16 protein-coding genes are annotated in these 21192 nt (G+C 34.5%); 10 read left to right on the top strand and 6 right to left on the bottom strand.

The genetic code is table 11. The features are described 5' to 3' along the window. Positions 1-1485, top strand: coding sequence for a mannitol dehydrogenase family protein (locus BMZ09_RS12135; RefSeq protein ID WP_090840967.1), 1485 nt, complete (start codon positions 1-3; stop codon positions 1483-1485). Between the two features lie 10 nt (positions 1486-1495). After that, positions 1496-2380 (top strand): carbohydrate kinase family protein, encoded by an 885-nt coding sequence (locus BMZ09_RS12130; RefSeq protein ID WP_090840965.1) that lies wholly within the window; start codon positions 1496-1498, stop codon positions 2378-2380. 159 nt (positions 2381-2539) lie between these two features. On the opposite strand, the gene BMZ09_RS12125 is transcribed toward BMZ09_RS12130, so the two are convergent. From BMZ09_RS12125 to BMZ09_RS12100, 6 genes are all read right to left on the bottom strand, one after another. Then, a complete protein-coding gene (locus tag BMZ09_RS12125; RefSeq protein ID WP_245741148.1) occupies positions 2540-2989 on the bottom strand; it encodes a heavy-metal-associated domain-containing protein in 450 nt (149 codons plus the stop codon). A gap of 64 nt (positions 2990-3053) precedes the next feature. Further along, positions 3054-4823, bottom strand: coding sequence for an efflux RND transporter periplasmic adaptor subunit (locus BMZ09_RS12120; protein WP_090840961.1), 1770 nt, complete (start codon positions 4821-4823; stop codon positions 3054-3056). A 4-nt stretch (positions 4824-4827) separates the two neighbouring features. Further along, positions 4828-7332, bottom strand: coding sequence for a heavy metal translocating P-type ATPase (locus BMZ09_RS12115; protein WP_090840959.1), 2505 nt, complete (start codon positions 7330-7332; stop codon positions 4828-4830). Positions 7333-7334: 2 nt separating this feature from the next. Beyond that, entirely contained in the window at positions 7335-8576 is a 1242-nt protein-coding gene (locus BMZ09_RS12110) for a TolC family protein (protein ID WP_090840957.1), read from the bottom strand. Positions 8577-8591: 15 nt separating this feature from the next. Then, positions 8592-12386 carry an efflux RND transporter permease subunit gene (locus BMZ09_RS12105; protein ID WP_090840955.1) on the bottom strand — a complete coding sequence of 1265 codons (3795 nt, stop codon included), beginning with the start codon at positions 12384-12386 and terminating at the stop codon, positions 8592-8594. Positions 12387-12503: 117 nt separating this feature from the next. Then, positions 12504-12917: an HYC_CC_PP family protein gene (locus tag BMZ09_RS12100; RefSeq protein WP_090840953.1), complete on the bottom strand. Its 414-nt coding sequence runs from the start codon at positions 12915-12917 to the stop codon at positions 12504-12506. Between the two features lie 92 nt (positions 12918-13009). On the opposite strand from BMZ09_RS12100, the gene BMZ09_RS12095 reads away from it, so the two are divergent. The 8 genes from BMZ09_RS12095 (at position 13010) to BMZ09_RS12060 (ending at position 21174) form a co-directional block, all read left to right on the top strand. Then, positions 13010-13585 (top strand): Crp/Fnr family transcriptional regulator, encoded by a 576-nt coding sequence (locus tag BMZ09_RS12095; RefSeq protein ID WP_090840951.1) that lies wholly within the window; start codon positions 13010-13012, stop codon positions 13583-13585. A gap of 83 nt (positions 13586-13668) precedes the next feature. Beyond that, positions 13669-14763, top strand: a complete 1095-nt coding sequence (locus BMZ09_RS12090; RefSeq protein WP_090840949.1) for an alkene reductase — start codon at positions 13669-13671, stop codon at positions 14761-14763. A gap of 31 nt (positions 14764-14794) precedes the next feature. Further along, entirely contained in the window at positions 14795-15220 is a 426-nt protein-coding gene (locus BMZ09_RS12085; protein ID WP_090840947.1) for an OsmC family protein, read from the top strand. Positions 15221-15222: 2 nt separating this feature from the next. After that, the gene (locus BMZ09_RS12080) at positions 15223-16281 is read left to right on the top strand and encodes an NAD(P)-dependent alcohol dehydrogenase (RefSeq protein WP_090840945.1); all 1059 of its coding nucleotides are present in this window, start codon (positions 15223-15225) and stop codon (positions 16279-16281) included. Positions 16282-16475: 194 nt separating this feature from the next. Then, positions 16476-17807 (top strand): TolC family protein, encoded by a 1332-nt coding sequence (locus tag BMZ09_RS12075; RefSeq protein ID WP_090840942.1) that lies wholly within the window; start codon positions 16476-16478, stop codon positions 17805-17807. Positions 17808-17908: 101 nt separating this feature from the next. Then, entirely contained in the window at positions 17909-19114 is a 1206-nt protein-coding gene (locus tag BMZ09_RS12070; protein ID WP_090841162.1) for an efflux RND transporter periplasmic adaptor subunit, read from the top strand. A 6-nt stretch (positions 19115-19120) separates the two neighbouring features. Further along, complete coding sequence (locus tag BMZ09_RS12065) at positions 19121-19864, top strand: ABC transporter ATP-binding protein (protein WP_090840940.1); 744 nt, start codon at positions 19121-19123, stop codon at positions 19862-19864. Positions 19865-19953: 89 nt separating this feature from the next. Then, a complete protein-coding gene (locus tag BMZ09_RS12060; RefSeq protein WP_090840938.1) occupies positions 19954-21174 on the top strand; it encodes an ABC transporter permease in 1221 nt (406 codons plus the stop codon). The last annotated feature ends 18 nt before the right edge of the window (positions 21175-21192 follow it).

The following is a 21192-nucleotide window of genomic DNA, read 5'->3' as shown; positions in this document are numbered from 1 at the left end:
ATGAAAAATTACAAATTAAACTCTGAGAATCTTTCTTATATTTCTGAAAGAATTACAGTGCCACAATACGACAGAACGACCATTAAAACGGGCATAGTACATGTTGGTATTGGTGGTTTTCATAGATCACACGAAGCTTTTTATACAGACCAATTATTAGAGGATCCAGATAATAAGGATTGGGGAATATGCGGTATTGCGTTATTAGATTTTGATAGCAGAATTTATAATACGTTAAACGAGCAAGACGGATTATATACTTTAATAGTTAAAGAATTAGATGGTAGACATACTAATCGTATTATTGGATCTATAGTCGAGTATTTATATGCACCAGAGAATCCAATTGCGGTTATCGAAAAAATGGCAAGTCCTGAAGTAAAAATTATATCATTAACCATTACAGAAGGGGGTTATAATTATAACGAAGCAACTAAAGCATTCGACTTTAATAATCCTTTAATTCAGCATGATTTAGAGTTTCCTAATGCACCCAAAACTATTTTTGGATATATCACACAAGCATTAAAATTAAGACAGTCACGTGGTTTAAAAGGAGTAACGGTACAGTCTTGCGATAATATTCAAGGTAATGGTCATATGACAAAAACAATGGTATTGAGTTATGTTGGCAAAGCAGAACCTGGTTTGGTGGATTGGATAGAATCTAACGTGTCGTTTCCAAACGCAATGGTAGATCGTATTACACCTGCAACAGCGCCATTAGATATTGTAAATTTAATTAAGACCGATGGTGTACACGATGCTTGGCCAGTAGTATGCGAGCCTTTTAAACAATGGGTTATTGAGGACGATTTTATAGCAGGTAGACCAGCTTGGGAAACCGTGGGCGCGCAGTTTGTTGATAATGTAGAACCTTATGAGAAAATGAAACTTAGTTTATTAAATGCTGGACATTCCGTATTAGGTATACTTGGTGCATTAATAGGATATAATACAATTGATCAATCGGTTTCTAATCCAAATATTGCTACGTTTTTACATAATTATATGGATGTAGAGGTGACGCCAACTTTAGGCGATTTGGAAGGTATAGATTTAGGTAATTATAAAACGTCATTATTAGAGCGTTTCGGTAATATTAATATTAAGGATCAGATAGACCGTATATGTTCCGAGAGTTCTGCTAAGTTTCCCATTTTTATATTACCGACAATAAACGCACAATTAGAAGATAAAGGTGATATTACTAATGCTGCATTTGTGGTTGCTGCTTGGGCTATTTACAGTTTAGGAAAAGACGAAAAAGGAAATACTTTAATTATAAAGGACGCCATGCAACCAGTATTAAGCGCAAAAGCTTTAGAAAGCACAAAAAATCCAGAAGCTTTTTTAGAAATAGATGCCGTTTTTGGATCTTTAAAAGACTCAAAACCATTTGTTGAAGCTTATACAACAGCATATAATGCTATTTTAAAGCATGGTGTGGAGCAATGTGTATTTGATTTAAACGCTAACATTTAACCCGATCTGAATGAAAAATATAGTTTGTTTTGGCGAAGTCTTATGGGATGTTTTTCCAACACATAAAAAAATTGGAGGCGCACCTTTAAATGTGGCTTTACGCTTAAAATCTTTAGATAATAATGTGTCAATTATTAGTCGTATTGGGGATGATAAAAAAGGACGAAAAATAAAGAAGCATTTATTAAAACAAGGTGTTAATGTTGCTAATTTACAAATAGATACCCAGTTAAAAACAGGAAAAGTAAAAGTGATGCTTAACGCGAAAGGATCGGCGTCTTATGACATTATGTTTCCTAGAGCTTGGGATAAGATAACCCTTACAGACACCAGTAAAAGTATAACGCAACATGCGGATGCTTTTATTTATGGCAGTTTAGTGGCAAGAGATGATATTTCTAGAGCCTCATTGTACGCACTTTTAAAGCTAGCGAAATACAAAATATTTGATATTAATTTAAGAGCACCATATTATACTAAGGAGGTTTTAAATCATTTAATGAATGAAGCTGATTTTATAAAATTTAATGATGAAGAGATTTTTGAAATCGGAGAAGCGCTTCACTCACAAACCCATTCTTTAGAACAGAATATTACATTTTTAGCAGAGCAGACTAATACCAAGACAATCTGTGTTACCAAAGGTCGTCATGGTGCTATTTTATATTATAATGGTACGTTTTATTATAATAGCGGTTATCAAATAGAAGTCGTAGATACTGTAGGTGCAGGAGATTCATTTTTAGCCACATTAATTAGTAAATTACTTAAAGGAGATAACCCACAGGAGGCAATTGACTATGCTTGTGCAATTGGTGCTTTAGTTGCCGGTAGTGAAGGCGCAAACCCCCAATTTAGTACAGAAGACATTAATGCGTTTATTTATCCTAACTAAATAAATGGGTTATTTATATAATAAGTAGATTGATAGCAGTAAAAAAAGGTTTTGTAATAATACAAAGCCTTTTTTTTTATATTGATTTGAGTCTTAAATTCCCTAAAAGTATAAAAGCCTACCAAAGTATTATGTTTGATAGGCTTTATAGTAATAATTTTAATGATCGTGATTAGAATGGTCTTCCGCTTTCATGTCACCAGACTGACTCATTACCATGTCATGTTTATATTTACAACAGTCAGGTAAGCTGTTATAGGTAATTTTACTACCTAAAACTTTATCCGTATCGTAACCAGAAGCAGCAATGGCATTATGTATTAATATGGCATCTGTTTTTGAGTCATTAAGAGTGATATCAATTTTCTTTTTTTCAACATCCCAAACAGCATTTGCGACACCTTCTACTTTATTTGCCGCCTTTTCGATTGTGCTTTTACACATACCACAATTTCCTCTTACTCCAAAAGAAACAACTGCATTTGCCATAGTTTTAGAGACTTCGATTGTTGTTTCTGTTTCTTGTTTAGTTTCATTTTTACAACTTACTAAACCTAGTGTAGCCATAATAGCTAAGCTTAAAATTACTTTTTTACTCACGTTGTTCATCTTAATAATTTTGTGTTTTTTATTTTTCTTTGAAAAGTTCATTGTTTTAAATTTTGGTTATTAATTAGTTTATGGTTTGTCTTACTTCTCCACAAGTCAGCATTTTACCTCCAAAATAAGGATTGATCACATTTTCCTTTTTACTCAGCCAATACACCCCTTTATTATTGTCTCCCATTGGACAAAACTGGTGATACACTTTTTCGTTTATTCCAAAAACTTCAATTACCTCTGTTAATTTTGAAGATAGATCTTTAAAATGGCCTCTTAAATTTTCAATTTCAGAAGTGTTTGAAAGTGACGTAGTAATAGATTTTAGTTCTTTTTCAAGTGACATCCATTGTTTATGAGCCTCTTGACTTGTTAGTAATGTCATGTCAACTTTAGACAAATCATTTAGTAGTTGTTTTGATTCTGCTTTAATAGTGTTTATATCGTCTTTAAGTAAGGCCTCTTTCAATTGGATATAATCATTAAAGACAACTTTTAATTGGTTTTGAAATTGTTTTGAAACGTCTATTCGTTCCGTATTAACTCCTTTTTGACGCGTTGTATTTGTGGTAGTTTCCATTCCTAAATGGCCTTCATGTCCCGTCATAACTTTACCTCCTTTTTTATTCATCATAGATTTTTTGCCTTGTAACTGTGCAGCAGCATCTACTGTAAAGGTTCCGTTGGTTACCACTTCATCACCAGTGTTTAAACCTTCTAAAACTTGATAATTATCACCAATTTGAGTACCTAATGTAATTTCACGCATTTCAAAAACAGGTTCATTTGGATTCGATTTAATATAGACTACAGAGCGTTTTCCTGTCCATAAAACGGCTGTTGTTGGTATAGATAAAGCATCGGATTTAGTTGCGGTGATTCCTTTTATTTTCCCTTCTACAAATAGACCAGGTTTTAATATTTGGTCTTTGTTATCAAGTACTACGCGTAATTTTACAGTTCTAGTTCTAGTATCTAAAATAGGATCTATAAAATCTACAGTGCCTTTAAATACTTTATTTGAGTAAGCATTAGTCACAACGTCAATATTTTGTCCTTTTTTGAATTGACTAATTTGGTTTTCATACACATCAAAGTTCGCCCAAACTGTTGCTAAATTAGAAACTTTAAAAATGGGTTTTCCATCCATAATATGTGCGCCATCACTCACTGCAATTTCTGTAACAATACCAGACACATGAGAATAGATTGTAAAACTTGTTTTTACTTGTCCCGTTTTTAAAACGTCGTCTAATTGAGAACCGTGAATTTTCCAGTTTTTAAACTTGTTTTGTACTGCTTTGTATAAATGTGGCTGGGATGCTCTAATACTATAGGTCGTTATCAATTCTTGCTGTGCTGCAATTAAATCTGCCGAATAAATTTTAGCAATAGCTTGTCCTTTATTAACCTTTTCGCCTAAAGACTTGACATATAATTTTTCTATTCTTCCGTCAAAATGCGCAGGTTGTATGGCTGTATTGTCTTCGTTTTCTACAATTTTGCCTGATAGTGTTATGGCATTATCTTCCGTATTACTATTACCAACTATTGACGTTTGAATATTGGCTAATGCCATAGCATTTTCAGATAGTTTAAACTGGTCGGCTAATAACCCTTTAGCGCTACTTTCTGCAGGAATTAAATCCATACCGCAAATAGGGCATGGGCCAGATTCGGGTTGCATTATTTGTGGATGCATAGAGCAGGTCCACATTTGGTTAGTTTCTGCTGCATTATCATGCTTATGTTCTGTTTCAGTATTCGAAGTACCTCCAAAAAGAAACCATCCCAATAGTAACCCAACCGCTAATACTGCTGTATAAATTATATATTTTTTCATTTGACTATATTTTAATATTTCTTAAACGTAACGCATTGGCTATTACTGATACCGAACTAAAACTCATTGCTAAAGCAGCAATCATTGGAGATAATAACAATCCGAAAAATGGATATAATATTCCTGCTGCAATTGGTACACCGATAACATTATAAACAAAAGCAAAAAACAAGTTTTGTTGTATGTTTTTAACCACACCATGACTTAGATTTTTAGCTTTTACAATGCCTTGTAAATCTCCTTTAACTAAAGTAATTGTAGCACTTTCAATAGCAACATCGGTTCCTGTTCCCATTGCAATACCAACGTCCGACTGTGCTAAAGCTGGTGCATCATTAATACCATCTCCAGCCATAGCAACTACTTTTCCTTGCTGCTGCAATTTTTTTATTTCGTTTAGTTTATCCTCTGGAAGACATTCTGCTTTATAATGTTTTAGTTTTAATTGTTTTGCGACTGCTTTAGCTGTGTTTTTATTGTCACCAGTAAGCATAATAACTTCAATACCATTGTCCTGAAGTTGTTTTATAGCCTCTTGACTTGTCTTTTTAATGGCATCAAAAATAGTAACATATCCTACAGCTTCATTTTCTACGGTGATATAAGACACTGTTTTTCCTTGTTCTTGTTCTGCAATTACTTGACTAGCTAAATTTTCTGATATAGAAATAGAGAATTGCTCTAATAATTTAGCATTTCCTAAAGCTACTTTTTTATTATCAATGGTACCAATAACGCCTTTTCCTGCTACAGCTTCAAAATCGTTTACTTTGGTAATAGCGACCTGTTTTGATTTACCATAATTTACAATAGCTTCTGCTAAAGGATGCTCGCTATATTGATTTAAAGAAGCAATGTAGTGGAGTAGTAGCTCTTGTTCTATTTTAGACACAGCAATCACTTTTTCAACAGATGGTTTTCCTTCTGTAATCGTTCCTGTTTTATCTACAATAAGGACATCTACTTTATTCATTGTCTCTAAAGCTTCTGCATTTTTAATTAATACACCAGATTGTGCACCTCTACCAACACCAACCATAACAGACATTGGTGTTGCTAATCCTAAAGCACAAGGACAGGCAATAATTAATACAGCAATGGCATTTACAAACGCAAATACATACGCTGGTTCAGGACCAAAGACTGCCCAAAGAATAAAGGTAATTATAGAAACTAGTAATACGGTAGGTACAAAATACTTAGCAATTTTATCTGCCAGTTTCTGTATTGGTGCTTTAGAACGACTGGCGTTATTAACCATATGAATGATTTGAGACAGTAACGTTTCCGAACCTACTTTTTCAGCTTTCATTACAAACGACTTTGTGCCATTTATGGTTCCTGAGGTTACTTTATCGGCTACCACTTTATCAACAGGAATAGGTTCTCCGCTAATCATAGATTCGTCAATACTACTCTGTCCTTCAACAATACTACCATCTACAGGTATTTTCTCTCCAGGTTTTACACGTAATAAATTGCCTTGTTCAATCTTATCAATTGCAATAACTTTGTCTTCGCCTTCTGTTACCAATGTTGCGGTTGCGGGTACTAATTTTAGTAATTCCTTTATTGCACCACTAGTTTGACTATGCGCTTTTGCTTCTAATAGTTGTCCTAATAATACTAAAGTTAGAATCACTGTTGCAGCTTCAAAATACACAAAAACATTGCCATCTGCGGTTTTAAAATCTATAGGAAATAGGTCTGGAAATAACATAGCGAATACACTAAATAACCAGGCAATACCAGAACCTATTCCGATAAGCGTAAACATGTTAAAGTTTCTTGTTTTAATTGAAGTCCAAGCACGTGTAAAGAACATCCATGTGGCATAAAACACAACAGGAATAGACAATACAAACTGGATCCAATGCCATGTTTTTTGCTCTAAAACAGTATACAACGGATTATTGCTGAGCATTTCTGACATGGCTATTAAAAATATGGGTACAGTAAAAGCGACTGCAATCCAGAATTTTTTTAATAGTTTATTATAGGTTTTATCTTCTGCTGAAGCATCTGCTTCCAATGGCACTAAATCCATTCCGCAAATGGGACACGCTCCAGGTTCGTCTTTAATAACTTCAGGATGCATTGGGCACGTCCATTGCGTTGTTGTGGTATTTGATAGGTTTTGTTCTTCCACTAAATCCATTCCGCATACGGGACAATCACCAGCTTTATCATAGGTTTTTTCACCTTCGCAATGCATCGGACAGTAAAATGTTCCTGTTCCTTGCCCTTTTTTTATGTCCACGGAAGTGGTACTATTGTCCTTAGTATGATTATGGTCTCCTAAATTATGTATGCTGTATCGACCACTATCGTTTTTTAAAGCCTCCTGAAAGGTTTCTAAGGCGATATGTGAATCCATTTCTATCGTAGCTTCTGCTTTTTCTAAATCAACTGTAGCTTTTAAAACACCTTTTACTTTTGAAAGCGTGTCTTCCACATGACTACGACATCCGTTGCAAGTCATTCCGTGTATGTGATATGTATGTTTCATTATTATTGAATTAAATAATTAATAATTGTCGTTTGTAAATAGTAACTTTTAATAGATTCTATTTGATTCATTTGAAACTTTAATTGCAGTTCCTGAATGTCTAATACATCATTAAAATCAATAGTGCCAGTTTCGTAACTTCTTACTAAAATCGATTCGGCATCCTTAGCTTGTTTTAAGTTTTTTACTTGTGTATTGTAACTTATTCTAGCCGATTTTCTATCGTTTATTGCTTTGTCTAATAGTGTTTCTAACGTGTTTAAACGGTCTTGTTTCTGAAATTCGATTTCCTGTTGTTGTAATTTGTTTTGCTTGGTTTTCGATTTGTATTTCTTATTAAAAACAGGAATGGAAAGCGATACTGTTGGCATTAAAATATCTTGTCCGTTTTTGTTAAACGTAATATCTGAATCTGGTTGAATATTAATATAATCAATTCCGAAACCAAACGACAGATGACTTTCTTTTTGGTTTAGTAATTCCGATTGTGTTACCGAATTAAACAGTCTATCATATTTTAATAATTCAGGATGTAACGCTAAATTTTCGGTAGTAATTTCAAGTGCTTCGGAAGGCATTAATAACGACTCTACAATAGGCACTTCAATAGCACTATCTCTATTCAAAAGATTGTTAAAAGCCGTTTGCTCTGCTAAAAACTCGTATTCTAAAACCTGTTGTAATTGCTCTAATTCATTCTGACGAATTTGTAATCTAAAAACATCTACTGCAGATGCTTTTCCAACTTCAACAGACGTTAACGCCAAGGCTTCATATGTGTCCAACAATTCAATATTTTCTATTAAAACAGCCTGTTTCGCTTTATTAACGTACAATTTATAGTAAGATTCCGATACAGAAACGATTAACTTTCGTTTGGCAATTACAATCGCTTCATAATCGATTTCTGCTAAAGCACTTGCATAATTTTCACGAGACGTAATAGTACCAAACCAAGGAAACATTTGTTTAGCCGACACTTTAAAACGCTGTGTTCCGGTTCGTGTTTCTGGTTCAATAACAAAATAACTAGCACTAAAATCGGTGTTTGGAAGCGTATTAACTTCATTCACTTTTTCTGTAGCAATAGCGTATTGTAATTCAAAATTCTGAATCTCAGGATTATTTTCCAAAGCAGTAGCAATGTAAGTTTCTAGTTCTTGTGAATTACCTTGTATAACAAAGAATAAAGAACAAAGAAGCAAGACTACTTTATGTTTGATATGATTTTTATTGTATTTCATTTTATGTTTTTTAGTCTAATCTATATTTTCTTTTTTCTGAAGCCTTTTCACTTTAATCTCTTCTCTCCAGCTATATAAAACCGGGACAATAAAGTAGGAGGTAATGTCAATAACCATCCCTCCAAATATTGGAATGGCCATCGGAATCATGATATCACTTCCTTTACCTGTGGATGTCAAAACGGGTAACAACGCTAAAATGGTGGTTACTGTAGTCATTAAACACGGACGAATACGTTTTTCGGCAGCATGTAAAGCAGCAGCTCTAATATTTTTTTTGTCAGACGGTTTTTCGCGATCAAAAGTTTGTGTTAGATAGGTGGCCATAACCACACCATCATCGGTAGCAATACCAAATAGTGCAATAAAACCAACCCAAACAGCAACACTTAAATTAATGGTTTTCATGTTAAAGAGGTCTCGCATATTCTCACCAAACAAGCTAAAGTTGAAAAACCAATCTTGACCATATAACCAAATCATTATAAAACCACCAGCAAACGCAACTGTAATTCCGGTAAATACCATTAATGATGTGCTAACAGATTTAAACTGAAAATAAAGTATTAAAAAGATGATAGCCAATGCCAACGGAACAACCACAGACAATGTTTTTTCTGCACGTAATTGATTCTCATAAGTACCAGTAAATTTGTAACTGATTCCTTTTGGAACAATTAGATCTCCAGATTCTATTTTTTGTTGAAACAAGGCTTGTGCATTTTCTACAACATCAACCTCTGCAAAACCATCCAATTTATCAAACAAGACATACCCAACTAAAAAGGTGTCTTCACTTTTTATGACTTGTGGACCTTGCTCGTATTTAATGGTTGCCAATTCACTTAAAGGAACAGGACTACCCGTTTCAACAGGAATATAAATGTCTTTTAGATCTTCCGGATTACCACGTAACTCTCTTGGGTAACGCACTCTTACAGCATAACGTTCTCGTCCTTCAACGGTTTGTGTTAATGCCATACCACCAATGGCTACTTTTAAAACACTTTGTACATCTGCTATTGAAATACCATAACGGGCTATTTTTTCTCTGTCGATATCAATTAGTAAGTAAGGTTTTCCAACAATTCTATCTGCAAAAACAGCTTCTATTTTAACGCCTTCCGCTTGTTTTAGTAGTCGTTCCAATTCTAAGCCAAACGCTTCAATTTGTTTTAAATCTTGACCTTTTACTTTAATTCCCATTGGCGCACGCATACCGGTTTGTAGCATGACCAATCGGGTTTCAATAGGTTGTAATTTTGGTGCAGACGTCACGCCTGGTAATTTGGTGACACGTACAATTTCGTTCCAAATATCATCAGGACTTTTAATTTCTGGTCTCCAGTTTCTGTAATATTCACCGTTGTTATCTTCGATAAGTTGAGACCTTTCGACTGCGCTCAAGGTGACATTTTTAGTGCTATTTGGATTTCCAATAAAACGTCCATCTTTCAACTCAAACAACCCGTCAGCATTCACTTTATAACGCTGTCTTTTTCCTTCGGAATTGCGCATGTATTCCGATTTATATTGAATCATGTTTTCATACATGGATAAAGGTGCAGGATCTAAAGGTGAATCTGTTCTACCAGCTTTTCCGACTACAGTTTCAATTTCTGGAATAGTCGCAACCGCCATGTCTAATTGCTGAAGTACACGTTTGTTTTCTTCAACACCAGCATGAGGCAAGGAGGTTGGCATTAATAAAAATGAACCTTCATTTAAGGAAGGCATAAACTCTTTTCCTGTATTTTTCATAATCCAAAATCCAGATATAAGAACGGTCGCAGGAATTATTAAAAACAATACTTTATTGGCTAGAGCCCAGTTTAAAATCTGACTGTAATACCTTCTAAAAATAGAAAACACACCTAAAATTCCGAAGCAAATAATGGCGACAAAAATAAGATTGACAATGATACTGCGGTTAAAACCTAATGGTCTCCAATATTCGGCAAGTAGAAAAACAATTGCAATCGAGGAAATAATAATATTTATGAGGTTGATTTTCTTCTTATCTATTTTACCTAAAACACCTAATAAACCAGTGATTCCGAAAGCCACTAAGAGTAAACCTAACCAAAACCCGTAAATAATAATTACAATTCCCGCAAGTATTAAAACGCCATTTAAAAAATATCTAAAGGAATTTTTTAATGTTGTTTTTCGAAATAAATACGCTGCAAAAGGTGGAATTAAAAACAAGGCGATCACCAAAGAGGCTGATAATGCCATCGTTTTTGTAAAGGCTAAAGGTCTAAACAATTTCCCTTCTGCACCAATCATAGTAAATACGGGTACAAAACTGATAATAGTAGTTAAAACGGCAGTTAAAATAGCACCGGACACTTCCGCAGTAGCGTTGTAAATGATTTCGTTTATTGACAGTTTATTATTTTCAACAGCATTGTGATTATTCTGAAGAGATTCCTCGTCGCTCGTGCCTCGCGCTGTCGGAATGACATTTTCATTGTCGTCCAGATGTCGAATCATGTTTTCGGCGAGTATGACGCCCACATCAACCATAGTTCCAATAGCAATAGCAATACCCGAAAGCGCAACAATATTAGCGTCTATGTTAAACAGTTTCATGGCAACAAAAACCATTAAAACAGCAACTGGTAATAATCCTGAAATTAAAATGGAAGCTCTTAAATTAAATACCATTATTATAATCACCAAAATGGTAATTAATATCTCTAATGTCAATGCTTCCTTAAGGGTGTCTAAGGTTTCTACAATCAGTTCTGTACGATCGTAAAAAGGTACCACCGTTAATTGAGAGGTGCGTCCATCTGCTAAAACCTTAGAAGGTAAACCACCTTTTAATTCGTTAATTTTAGCTTTTACATTGGTAATGACTTCCATAGGATTGGCGCCATATCTTGCCACTACAACACCACCAACAACTTCTGCACCTTCTTTGTCTAAAATCCCTCTTCGTGCAGCAGGACCTAAGGTAACCTTACCAATATCTTTAATTTTAATGGAAGTAAAGTCGGCTGAAGTCACTACAGCATTTTCAATATCTTCAACAGATTTTACATAGCCTAAACCACGTACTAAATATTCTGCTTGATTAATCTCTAATGTTTGGGCACCAATGTCTTGATTACTATTTTTAACTGCTTTTACAACTTGGTTTAAACCAATATTGTATTGACGCATTAATTCGGGATTAACATCGACTTGATATTCTTGAACATAACCACCAATAGAAGCGACTTCAGCAACACCACTAGCAGATGATAAACCGTATTTTACATAGTAATCTTGAATACTTCTTAGTTCTTGTAAGTCCCAACCGCCAGTCACGTTTCCGTCTGCGTCACGACCTTCTAAAGTGTACCAAAATATTTGCCCTAAACCTGTAGCATCCGGTCCTAAAGCAGGATTTACGCCTTCTGGTAATAAGTTACTTGGTAAAGAATTTAGCTTTTCTAAAATACGACTACGACTCCAGTAAAACTCAACATCTTCTTCAAAAATGACGTAGATACTAGAGAATCCAAACATAGACGAACTACGAATGGTTTTTACTCCAGGAATTCCCAATAGGGAAGAAGTTAATGGATAGGTAATTTGATCCTCAATATCTTGAGGCGATCGCCCATCCCATTTTGTGAATACAATTTGTTGGTTTTCGCCAATATCAGGAATGGCATCTACAGCAACAGGATCGCTTGGTAAAAAGCCAGTATCCCAATTAAATGGTGCATTTACAGTTCCCCAACCAATAAAAAGGGCTAGCAATAATACAGCTACGAGTTTATTTTCTATTAGAAATTTAATGCTTCTATTTAGCATAAAGTTTAATGTTTAAAACAATTAGAAAGAGGTGACATTCCAAATAGGAAAACACCGAATACAGTACATTATCCTAATGATATAAATCACTGGATAATACAGTCTATTGTTTTAAAATCAGATTAAATACGTCTCGTCTAACTTAAATATTTTCGTTCTGACGAGTGGTGGGTGGTACGTTTCAAACGTAGCGGTGTTATTTTCTACACCTTCAAAAAGAGTGCTATAGGTGTAAACAAATGAAGCAATAAAAAACTGTTGCTCAAAAGATATTTGATCTAATTTAAGCTTAAGCTCATTTTGACCATCTACAACAAGTTGTTCGTCACTACAGCAGCTTTTTTTTGTAATAACACAACCTTCTTTTGCTGGTTGTATCATTTCCATTCCGCAGCCTTTTGCTTTTTGGAATAGTGCTGTTTCTACTAAAGTATCGCCACAATAATGCATGTTAAATGTGAATGACATTGTAGATAGTAACACTACCAAAGCCATTGCAAAAGACATTATTTTATGTAATACTTGCTTCATAATTAATTGTAAATTTATTAAATGTTTTTTGATCTATAAACAAAGTTATGTTAAACTAGTATTTAATATTTAGAAAATACCATCTTTGCACTATGCATGCACCTATTGTAAAACACATCACTAATCACATTTCGCCATCTCAAGACGATCTGCAATTATTTAATTCTGTTTTAACGCAAGTGTCTGTTTCTAAAGGGCAGTTTTTACTTAAATCAGGAACTCATGTAAAACATCAGTATTTTGTGGTAAAAGGCTGTTTAAAAGCGTATTATTTAGATGATAAAGGCAATAGTCACATCATACAGTTTGCAGTAGAAAACTGGTGGATAGGCGATTTTGAAGCCTTTTTTAATCAAACGCCAGCTAAATTATATATCGAAGCCATAGAGGATGCACACCTGTTATCTGTTAGTTATGATAATCTTCAAAAAATCTATGACCAAGCCCCAATATATGAACGTTATTTTAGATTGCTACTTACTAAAGCATTCATAGCGCAGAGTAAGCGTATATTATCTTCGCAAGAAAAAAACACTAAAGAGCGTTATCTAGAGTTTTGTGCCTCGTATCCTTTAATAGAGGATCGTGTGCCAAATTATGATATAGCTAATTATTTGGGGGTCACACCAGAAAATTTAAGTAGAGTCCGAAGGCTTATTAAAAGTTAAATCTATCTTAATTGACTTACATCAATGATATTGGCTAGCATGTAATGTAACTTTGTTATAATTAACAACTTACATTATTTACAATGAGCAAACAACCCCTATTAACTCCATATAATAAAAATATTAATCTTAAAAACCGCTTAGTTATGGCACCCATGACACGTAGTCGTGCAGATAACGAAGGTAAAGTCGCTACAGATCAATTACAAGGCTTGTATTATGAGCAACGTGCTTCGGCAGGTTTAATTATTTCTGAAGGTTCTCAAGTATCAACTCAGGCAGTAGGATATATTCATACACCAGGGATTCATACAGATGCCCAAGTAGAAGGTTGGAAAAAAGTAACGAAGCGTGTACATGACAAAGGTGGAAAAATCTTTATTCAGCTATGGCATGTTGGACGTATGTCGCATCCAGATTTTCATAATGGAGAGCTACCAATTTCGGCTTCAGCCTTAAATCCAAACGCTAAATCATTTACGCCAGAAGGTTTTAAAGATACAGTTACGCCAAGAGCAATGACTATCCAAGATATCAAGCAAACAATTGAAGATTTTAAAAACGCAGCAGCAAATGCAGTAAAAGCAGGATTTGATGGTGTGGAGATTCACTCTTCAAATGGCTATTTGTTTCAGCAATTTTTTAATGGTACGTCTAACAAGAGAACAGACAACTATGGAGGAAGTATAGAAAACAGAGCACGTTTCTTTTTTGAAGTTTTAGATGCTATGAAAGAGGTGATTCCTCAAGAAAAAATAGGCGCACGTTTTAATCCGTCTTTAGATGGGTTATTTGGTATTACTATGGATAAAGAGACAATCCCAACGTTTGAATATATTATCAAAAAATTAAACGATTATAATTTAGCTTACGTACATTTATCAGAACCGTTTACAGATGTTTCTGAAATTCCTTTTGCTGTTACAGAAATAGCAAAACACTTTAGACCATTATATAACGGTACTTTAATGATTAACACAGCGTTTGATCAAGACAAAGGAAACAAAGTGTTGGAGGCTGGTGATGCAGATTTAATAGCCTACGGAAAGCCATTTATTTCTAATCCAGATTTAGTAGAACGTTTTGAAAACAATTTAGAGTTAGCAGAGTGGGATCAAGACACGTTTTATACAACAGGAGTAAAAGGATATACAGATTATCCAAATGCAACTAAATAATTAATAAATAGTTTAACTTAAAACACACAACATGAAATTTACAAGAAAAGCAAATGCAGAATGGAAAGGTAGTGGTAAAGATGGACAAGGAAACCTAACAACAGCTAGTAAGGTTTTAGATAAAACAGCGTATTCATTTCATACACGATTTGAAGATGGTGAAAAAGGAACAAACCCAGAAGAATTAATAGGAGCAGCACATGCAGGATGTTTTGCAATGCAGTTAAGCTTTTTATTAAACGAAAATAAATTTACAGCAACTACTTTAGATGTAGACGCTACCGTTACTTTTGAAGATGGTGCAATTACTAAAATTACATTAAATTTAGTAGGTGATGTTCCAGAAATTGACGCAGAACAGTTCCAACAGATTGCTCAAAAAGCAAAGGAAGTATGCCCAATTTCAAAAGTATTAAATACAGAAATCGAGTTAATTGTAACTCTTAAAAAATCATAATTATGGCAAGTACAACAGTAAAAGCATATGGTGCAACAGCAGCAACAGAAGATTTAAAACCTTTAGATATAGAGAGAAGAGCTGTGGGTGCAGACGATGTAAAAATTGATATTACGTTTTGTGGTGTTTGCCATAGTGATATACACACCGTTAGAAACGATTGGAAAGGATCAACATATCCGGTAGTGCCAGGACACGAGATTATTGGTCGTGTTTTAGAAGTTGGTGCAGGTGTTACTAAATACAAGGTAGGAGATAAAGTAGGTGTAGGATGTTTAGTAGATTCTTGCCAAACGTGTTCTTCTTGCGAACAAGATTTAGAACAATTTTGCGAAAAAGGAACAACATGGACTTATAATAGTCCTGATAAGCATATTGAAGGTAAACAAACATACGGTGGGTATTCTACCTCTGTAGTTGTTGATGAGAAATTTGTATTACGTATTCCTGAGAATTTAGACGACGCAGGAACAGCACCATTATTATGTGCAGGAATTACAACTTGGTCCCCTTTAAGTCACTGGAAAGTAAAAAAAGGAGATAAAGTAGGTGTTATTGGTCTTGGTGGATTAGGACATATGGGTGTTAAGTTTGCACATGCTTTAGGAGCACATGTTGTTATGATTACAACCTCTCCAGAAAAAGGTAAAGATGCTAAAAGATTAGGAGCACATGAAGTATTGGTGTCTAAAGATGCTGAGGCTATGAAGAAGCATCAAGGAAGTTTCGATTTTATCTTAAACACCATTCCTGTAGGTCATGAAATGGATCCTTATTTAACGTTGCTTAAAATTGATGCTACAATGGTGTTAGTTGGTGCAATAGAGGCTTTAAAACCTTTTCATGGAGGTAATCTTATAGGAGGACGCAAGCGTATTGCAGGATCTTTAATTGGAGGAATTAAAGAAACTCAAGAAATGCTAGATTTTTGTGGAGAGCACAATATTATTAGTGATATTGAGCTTATTGATATGCAAGATATTAATAAAGCCTACGATCGTGTAACTAGTAACGATGTTAAATATCGTTTTGTAATTGACATGAAATCTCTTAAAAACTAAAACGGTTTTTAACTTTATAATACAGCAGCATCTAAGGTAATTAGATGCTGTTTTTGTTTTTAGGCTAAAGCCGAAAAAATCTCATCGATAAATAACGGGCTTTTGTATAGTCAATTGCCTCAAACGTCTATCGCTTTATAATAAGATTACATATAGTTTCATCTTTGAAGTGTTAAATCAAAACACTCAAAAAAATGAAATTATATCTAATCCTAGCAAGTCTATTCTTCGTGCAGTTTTCTTTTGCACAAGACGCTTCAACTACCACTGCATCTAAAGTGTGGTCGTTAGAAGATTGCATCACTTACGCTATAGAAAATAACATAACGGTTAAGGAAGCTGCTTTAAATAAAAGCATTGCCGAAATTGATTATAGTAAAGCAAAATCGTCAAGATTACCAAACTTGTTTGGTAGTGCATCTCAAAGTTTTTCTAGCGGAAACACTATTGATCCTATTACAAGTAGTTATGTTACAGATCAAATAAACAGTACTAATGTTGGTATAAATAGTACTATGACCTTGTTTCAGGGCAACCAGATTAGCAATCAAATTAAACAAAATAAATTACTATTAGAGCAACGTGTGTTTTTGGAAGAAGTAGAAAAAAATAACATTGAGTTAAACATTCTAGAAGTCTATTTACAAACACTTTATAGTAAAGAAAGTATCGCTATTTCGGAAAATAACTTAGCAGCTTCAGAAAAAGAAGTACTAAGAGCAAAAGCACGTTTAGATGCTGGTACTATTGCATTAAGCGATTATACTGAAGCACAAAGTCAAGCAGCTACAAACAAGTACAACGTTATTGCTTCTAAAAATGATTACCAACAATACATCATTCAGTTAAAGCAGTTATTAGAATTATCGCCTTTAGAAGATTTAGAGATCGAAACCATTGATGAAAACATGGATTTAATTAATCTAGAAATTGATAAAAACCAGTTATACAATAACGCTATTGGTTTTTTACCAGAGATACAAGCAAGTAAACTAAACATAGCTGCAAACGAGAAAGAATTAGATATTGCAAAAGGTGGCTTTTTACCAACGTTGTCATTAACAGGAAGCATTGGTTCTGGTTACACAAGTATTAATGATAATACGTTTTCAGATCAGTTTGATATAAATTTTAATCAGAAAATAGGACTGTCTTTAACAATCCCCATTTTTAATCGAAATCAAACCAAAGCAGCAGTTCAAACCGCTACTGTAAACATAGAGAAAGCACAAATACAAAAGCAAGGTGCAGAAAAAGAAGTTTATAAAAAAGTAGAAACAGCGTATCAAAACGCAGTGTCTGCGCAAGAACAAGTCATTGCTGCGGAAGCCTCTAAAACTGCAGCAGAGCAATCGTATAAACTAGCACAGAAAAAGTATGAGTTAGGAGGTTTAAGTACAACGGACTTAGTGATTAGTCAAAACACATTCACTAATGCGCAACAAAACTATTTACAATCTAAATACTTAAATATTTTATACCACCAATTATTACAATTTTATCAAGGAAACGACATTAAACTTTAAACCATAATACCATGAAACTTCCATAATTTAAATTCGATATCTACGGAAATGATTATATGGAAGCACCATGTGACCGAACAAAAAACAAAATATATAAACTCATGAAAAATAAAAAAAATATAATAATAGTAAGTATTGTACTTGTAGTACTCGCTATTGCAGGATACGCATTATTAAAAGGAGACGATGCTATTGTAATTGAAGCTAAGACCGTTTTAGCTAAAAAGGCTAATGTTACCACCATGGTTACTGCAACAGGTACAATGGAGCCTATTACGCAAGTTGAGGTTGGTACACAAGTGTCTGGAGTTGTAGAAAAAATATATGTGGATTATAACAGTGTGGTTATGGAAGGACAGTTGATTGCCGAATTGGATAAAACCAATTTAAATGCAGCAAAAACGCAAGCACAAGCAGCGTACGATAATGCGGTTAGCCAAAGAAATTATACGCAAACGATTTACGACAGACAGAAAACGTTATTTGATAATCAAGTGATCAGTAAATCAGATTTTGATGATGCGACTTTCAACTATCAAACAGCAAAAGGAACGGTGACGCAACGTTATTCAGATTTACAACAAGCCAGAACTAATTTAGGTTATGCTAATATTTATTCGCCTATCGATGGTGTGGTTTTATCTAGAGCTATTGACGAAGGGCAAACGGTGGCAGCAAGTTTAAGTACACCAACGCTATTTACTATTGCACAAGATTTAAAAGAAATGCAAGTAGAGGCAGATGTAGATGAGGCAGATATAGGACAAGTAAAAGAAGGACAACGCGTCACATTTACAGTCGATGCTTACTTAGGTGAAACCTTTGAAGGTGAAGTAACACAAGTAAGATTAGACCCAACGGTTACTTCAAATGTAGTAACGTACACCGTTGTAATTAAAGCAGATAATCCAGATTTAAAACTGAAGCCAGGATTAACAGCAACTATTTCAATTTACACATTAGAATTAAATGATGTATTAACTGCGGAAGCTAAAGCCATAAACTTTAAACCAGAAAAAGAAGTCTTTGCAAGCTATAATTTGCAACATCAATTAGAAGCTAATAACACTGAAAGAACTAAAGAAGGAACAACACTTTGGGTATTGGAAAGTAACGGGACTATTTCACCTAAAACAGTAACACTTGGCGCAAGTGATGGTGTAAATGTGCAAGTGGTAAGTGGTGTTTCAGAAGGAGATAAACTTGTGTATAGTTTAAAAGGCGTTTCAAAATCGGAGGCCAGTGTTTCCGCTAAAAGCGAAAGTCCGTTTATGCCGCAAAAACCAGGAGGTAACAGGAAAAAATAATTAATCATGAGTAAAGCAATCATAAAAATAGAAGATTTAAAACGAGAGTTTACCATGGGAACCGAGACGGTTCATGCATTAAGAGGTATTTCGTTTGATATTAAAGAAGGAGAATTTGTCACTATAATGGGATCAAGTGGTTCTGGAAAAAGTACGATGTTAAACATTTTAGGATGTTTAGATCAACCAACTTCTGGAACCTATGAAATTGATGGTGTAAGAGTCAAAGATTTATCTAGAAATGAATTGGCAACTATTAGAAATGAAAAAATAGGTTTCATTTTTCAATCTTATAATTTATTAGCTAGAACATCGGCTATTGAAAACGTAGAGTTGCCCTTATTATATAACAGTAAAGTAAATTCCGAAGAGCGAAGGGAACGTGCAATCAAAGCTTTAGAGATGGTTGGTTTGGGCGAGCGATTGCATCATACACCTTCGCAGCTTTCGGGAGGACAACAACAACGTGTGGCTATTGCTAGATCGTTGGTTAATAATCCAGTAATGATTTTAGCTGATGAAGCCACAGGAAATTTAGATACAAGAACGTCTTATGAGATTATGGCGTTATTTCAGGAGTTAAACAAACAAGGGATTACAATCACATTTGTTACGCACGAGCCAGATATAGCTACATTTAGCAGCAGAACTATTGTGTTAAAAGATGGTGAAGTGATGCAGGATTATGATAATCATAATATTCAATCTGCAGCAAATGAATTGGCCAAACTACCTAAACAAGACGGTTAATTATGAAATGCCATATCAAAATTCTAATATGAATTTATATGTAATTGTGGCATTCCATTTGACCTTAAAAAAACACTAAATATAAACAGATGAGACTATTAAATTTATTTAAAATCGCAACAAAAGCCATCATTCTTAATAAAACAAGAACCTTATTAACGATGCTTGGGATTATTATAGGTGTGGCTTCTGTTATTGCAATGTTAGCTATTGGAGAAGGCTCCAAAGAGAGCATTCGGACTACCATATCAAGTATGGGATCTAATATGATAACTATAAAAGCAGGCGCAGACACCCGAGGCGGTGTAAGGCAAGAGGCAAGTGTTATGGAATCGCTGACTTTAAGTGATTATAAAGCCATTAAAGCGCAATCGACTTTACTAAGTTATAGCACGCCAGTGGTAGAAGGTAAAGGACAAGTTATTAATGGGTCTAGCAACTGGCCATCCTCGATTTACGGTGTTAACCCTGAGTATTTAAACATTAAAGTGGTCGATTTACAAAGTGGAAGCATGTTTACAGATGCTGAGGTTCAAACAGCCTCTAAAGTGGCTGTAATAGGTCAAACTGTGGTAGATAATATATTTCCTGATGGTCAAGAGCCTGTAGGGCAAATGATTCGTTTTAATAATATTCCGTTTAAAGTCATAGGTGTTTTAGAAGAAAAAGGAGAAAACACCTTTGGTCAAGATCAAGACGATGTAGTTATTGCACCTTATACAACGGTGCAAAAACGTATTTTAGCTATCGATCATTTAAATCAGATTATGTCATCTGCTATCAGTGAGGAAGAGGCGCCAAATGCTGTTTTAGAAGTCTCTAAAATTTTAAGAGAACAACACAAATTAACCGATAGTGATACAGACGATTTTACTGTGCGTTCTATGGAAGAGTTAATTTCAACCTTTAGTTCAACCAGCGAAATGCTTACAATACTGCTAGTTGCGGTAGCTAGTATCTCTTTATTAATTGGAGGAATTGGGATTATGAATATCATGTATGTTTCCGTAAAAGAACGTACCAAAGAGATTGGGTTACGTATGGCTGTAGGAGGAAAGGGCTCCGATATTTTAATGCAATTTTTAATAGAAGCCATTTTAATAAGCATAACTGGTGGTGTTTTAGGTGTATTATTAGGGCTTGGAGCCACGGTATTCATAGAAAAATTCTTAAATTGGCCTACAAGCGTGGCTATGTATTCTATTGTCATTTCTTTTGCAGTATGTGCTGTAACAGGTATCTTTTTTGGATGGTATCCAGCTAGAAAAGCATCGGCTTTAGATCCTATAACTGCTTTGCGTTACGAGTAAAGACTCGTGATTCTAACT

It is taken from the genome of Olleya namhaensis (genome assembly GCF_900114005.1).
GTDB lineage: Bacteria > Bacteroidota > Bacteroidia > Flavobacteriales > Flavobacteriaceae > Olleya > Olleya namhaensis.
The sequence above is the reverse complement of the archived record's forward strand: the minus strand, read 5'-3'. Positions and strand labels throughout refer to the sequence as shown.